Origin of the sequence: Mesorhizobium sp. M2A.F.Ca.ET.039.01.1.1, assembly GCF_003998035.1 — a bacterium.
GTDB lineage: Bacteria > Pseudomonadota > Alphaproteobacteria > Rhizobiales > Rhizobiaceae > Mesorhizobium.
In genome coordinates this window covers 1-2074 of sequence record NZ_RZRY01000925.1, presented here as the reverse complement: position 1 = coordinate 2074, position 2074 = coordinate 1, and the positions used below count along the sequence as shown (strand labels likewise).

General features: G+C 60.8%; 1 pseudogene. It reads left to right on the top strand.

Annotation, left to right across the window (positions count from 1 at the left end):
- A pseudogene (locus EOA24_RS42105) lies at positions 1-2074 on the top strand (hypothetical protein); the annotation flags it as partial.

Below are 2074 nucleotides of genomic sequence, written 5' to 3'. Positions count from 1 at the left end.
GAGACAGGAATTTGCTCGTGAGATTCTGAGGGCAGGGCTTGGTGACCGGCGCTTTGTCTATGCCGTCGAGGAGAAGAACGTCGGCGAGCTCGAGGTGCGGGGCGTCGTGGTGCTGCGCGACCCAGGCGGCGAGCGCCTGACCGCTGACGCCAAGGCAGCGGCGGTTGTCCAGGAGAGGATAGACAATTCCGACGTCAGCCGCGAAGCGGAAGTCCGTTTCCGGTTCCGTGGTTACGGCAATGGCGTGGAATTCGCGACGGCGCGGGTTCGAGATCTGGTTGAGCGCATGCCACAGGCTGGCGTGCGTGATGAGACGGCCCGCATCATTGGAGACTTCGAAAAAGCCGGCGACCTGGTCCAGAAGGAATGGCGGCGGGAGATGCACAGCCGCAACGGCAGGGACGTCATGCATCTCATCGTCTCGGCACGCGCCGGCACAGATGTAACGGCATTCCAGGCCGCGGTGCGCGATTTTCTTGGTGAGCAGTTCGGCGGTCACCGGTACGTGTTCGCACTGCATGATCCGGGCGACGATCCGAAGGAAATGGGGCAGGGCGGACGGCGGCCGCATATTCATGCCCATGCCATCGTCACCATGCGCTCCGAGACGGGTGATCGGATTGTAACCAGCCCACAATTCTTTCGGCAATGGCGCGCGCTGGTGGCCGAGAAGGCAAGGGAGCACGGCATCGACATGGAGATGACCGACCGCCGCGAATTTGGCAATCCGCCAGCCTATGGGCGGAACCAGGTGCGGCCGGTGAGTTATGCCGGGCGGACCGAGCATGAAGGCACGAGCAGGGCTGCACAGGTCCGCTACGATGCCAAGCGTACCAACCGGCATTCCACGGCCCGATCAGCGCGCAGCGCCGGCTATGCTGTCGAAGCGGTCCAGGCTTGGAGCGAGATCAAGCATGCCGATCCAGACAACGCCGTTGCCGACTTTGCGACCGCGCAGATAGATCGCCTTCAGATGGCATTGAGAGAAAGTCAAATCGACATCGATAAATTTGAGAATTCGCACAATGCTACAAATCTGAAAGCCAATATGGTAGAGTTAGAGAAATTGGTTGCAGCTGGAGGCCTGCCCATGCGTTCGATGACACGAGCGGAATTCGAAGCCTATGAAGAGCGCGTCGAAGCAGTGCTCGCAACCGTCGAGGCCGCCATCGAGCCGGTGGAGAAAAAGGATTTCGACGAGATCGCCGCGACGGCACGCGAGGTGGTGGAAATCCGTCGCGAGTATCTGGAGCTTTCGGAGCGACAGGCTCAGGCCGAGCGTCTCGAGCTTGCTCCACAGGGTCAGGGCGAACGGGACGCGCCGCGGCCTCCGCAGGATGCGGTCAAGTTCCAGATGGCGGAGCGGGCCAGTGCTGACGGCACACTAGATGGAAAGGTGAAAGATAACCCGGATCGGGGGCGCATCGATGGCGAGGCACGCGTCTTGGGCGACGATTCCTTCGACAGTGCCATCGCTCGCCATGGCGAAAGGGCTGTGCGTGAAGGAGATGAGATCTTGGCCGGGTATGATGCTGCCGCCCAATCACTTGAGCGCGCCACGACCAGATTCTCGAACGAGTATTCCCGCGGTGACCTATCCGATGACCAGCGTGCAACAATCCGCGCTGACTATCTTGCGGAGTCAAATCGATATGACGCCGTGCTTCAACGCTACGCCCGTGAAGCACTCGATGGGAACACCTATCTCTACGAACAATCAAAGGGCGAGGAAAACCTGCAGGAGGCGCTGAAGGAGGAGGCTCAGCACCGTGCTTCCCAGCGGGCGATCGATATGTACGATCCTACAAGGAATCTCCCTGCACGACAGCATGACGAGCAGACGGTGCGAGCCGGTGACGAATTGTTCGCCCGCATCGACGCCGCAAGGATCGCCGCTCATCGCCTTTACGAGCCGGAAAATCGCGACAGCCATCCACACACTTCGAGCCTTGCCGAAACAGAAGCCGAGCGTGACGCCCGGATCGCGAAATTGAACGAGGCCGAGGTCCGGTACGCGATTCTGTTGCAGGAGGCGGCCAGAGCCGCGATCGACGGCAACGGCTACATACGTGAC